The organism is Kitasatospora sp. MBT66 (assembly GCF_000710405.2).
Taxonomy (GTDB): domain Bacteria; phylum Actinomycetota; class Actinomycetes; order Streptomycetales; family Streptomycetaceae; genus Kitasatospora; species Kitasatospora purpeofusca.
Genome location: NZ_JAIY01000015.1, coordinates 170419 through 172186, shown reverse-complemented (window position 1 = coordinate 172186; position 1768 = coordinate 170419). Strand labels below are relative to the sequence as shown.

3 protein-coding genes are annotated in these 1768 nt (G+C 78.7%); all 3 read right to left on the bottom strand.

What is annotated here, in order from left to right:
- A partial coding sequence (locus BI06_RS51655) for a hypothetical protein (RefSeq protein ID WP_043475332.1) occupies window positions 1-271 on the bottom strand: 271 nt, incomplete at its 3' end.
- 13 nt (window positions 272-284) lie between these two features.
- On the bottom strand, window positions 285-1601 hold the full coding sequence (gene eccB, locus BI06_RS35885; protein ID WP_043475329.1) for a type VII secretion protein EccB: 1317 nt from the start codon (window positions 1599-1601) through the stop codon (window positions 285-287).
- A 12-nt stretch (window positions 1602-1613) separates the two neighbouring features.
- Window positions 1614-1748 carry a hypothetical protein gene (locus BI06_RS55675; protein ID WP_369826327.1) on the bottom strand — a complete coding sequence of 45 codons (135 nt, stop codon included), beginning with the start codon at window positions 1746-1748 and terminating at the stop codon, window positions 1614-1616.
- Between the last annotated feature and the right edge of the window lie 20 nt (window positions 1749-1768).

The following is a 1768-nucleotide window of genomic DNA, read 5'->3' as shown; positions in this document are numbered from 1 at the left end:
GCTCGGCGATCAGGGCACCGGCCCGGCGGATCTCCTCGCGGGGGCCGCGGCCGAAGACCAGGCGCAGGCTGCGGTAGCGGGCGGGCGCCAGCAGGCGGGCCACCGCCTGCCATTCGCGCTCGACGGCGGCCGCGGGCAGGTCGAGGACGACCAGGGTGTGCCGGTCATCGGTGGCGAGGCGGCGGGCGAACTCCACGGCCCGGTGGTCGGGTTCGCCCTTGGGGTGGATGAGGAGGGTGCCGCCGCCGGCGGCGCGCAGGCGCAGTCTCACGGCCGCTCCCCCGTCACCGTCGCGCCGCGGCGCGGCTGAGGGCGGGGCCCTCGGGCAGCAGCGCGAGGACGTCGGCGGGCAGGACGAGGGGGTGGTGGGAGTCGCCGAGGCCGAGCGCGCGGGCGGCGTCGCCGTCGGCGATCGGATAGCGCGCGCCCTGCTCGGTGAGCAGGTACTGCTGCCCGCCGCCCGGGGCGGTGGCGAGGGCGCCGGTGCCGGGCGGCATGACGACGGGCCGTTCGGCGGCGGGAGCGAGCACGAGGCGCTTGTCGTCGCCGGGTCCGGTGCGCAGGCAGAGCTGCCCGGCGGCGGGGGCGCGCAGGCCGATGACCTCGGGGAGCCGGGTGAGCAGGCCGCGCTCGGCGGAGACCGGGGCCGCCGCGACATCCGCCTGGGTGACGGTCAGCGGGGCCGGGGTGCCGGGCACGGCGGCGAGCAGGGCGTACTCGGTCGCGCCGACGGGGGCGAGGCCGTCGGCGCGCTGGAGGTAGTGGTGGGCGTCGGTGCCGGTGCCGGTGCGGAACAGCTGGCCGGTCACGGTGGTCCGGCCGGCGACGGTACCGGCCGGGCTCCCGGTGCCGGGCGGCACGCCGGGGGCGAGCGGCGTGCCGGTGGGCACGGCGGCGAGCCATTCGGCAGGGGCGGCGAGGGCGGGGCGGTCGTCGAGGCCGAGGGCGACCAGCGCGGAGTCGGCGGGGACGGGGTACTTGGTGTCGTGCAGCAGCAGGTAGCGGGCGCCGTCCGGACCGGTGGCCAGGGCCGCCCGGTCGGCGGGCAGCGGGGCCAGCACGTCCGCGGCGGGCCCGAACACGAGGGTCTGACCAGCGCCGCCCGCCGTGCCCGGCCCGCCCGTGCCGGGAGGGGTGCCCGTCCTCAGGCAGCGGGCCCAGGCACCGGTGAGCAGCCCCGAGGCTGCCGGCACCGTGTCGGGGGCGTCCGGGATGCCGATCGGGATCCCACGCGGGGTGCCGGCCAGGGTCTTGGCGGGGACGGCCTCGGGTGCGGCCGGGCCGCCGGCGAGGAGCAGGGCCGAGGCCCGGTTGCGGGCCGGGCGCAGCTCGCCGTCCAGGTAGACGTAGCGGTTGCCGGTCTCCCTCTCCACCAGGACGGTGCCGTTCTTGCGCCACGCGGTGCTGGGCGCCGGTGCGAGGAGGCCGTATCCGGCCGCTCCGCCGCAGAGCAGCACGGCGACGCCGGCGCCGAGGACGGTGCCGAGCGCGGAGCGGCGGGTGGGGCTGTCGCCCTGGCCCGGGTCTCCCCCGACGAGGGCGGAGGCGAGTCGGCCCATCGCGAACCGGTGGGACTGGACGTGGTCGCGTCGTGTCTGCATGCCCGTTCTCCTCTAACCGGCCAGCGCGCGAAGGCGGGTGTACGCGCCGAGGACCTGGAGCAGCAGCGGCAGCAGTGCGATCGCGGTGGCGGTCTCGGCGAGGTCGCCGAGGTGTCCCCAGATCGGCAGCAGCCGCGCCTGCGGCAGCCGCCCGGCGGCGAACAGCA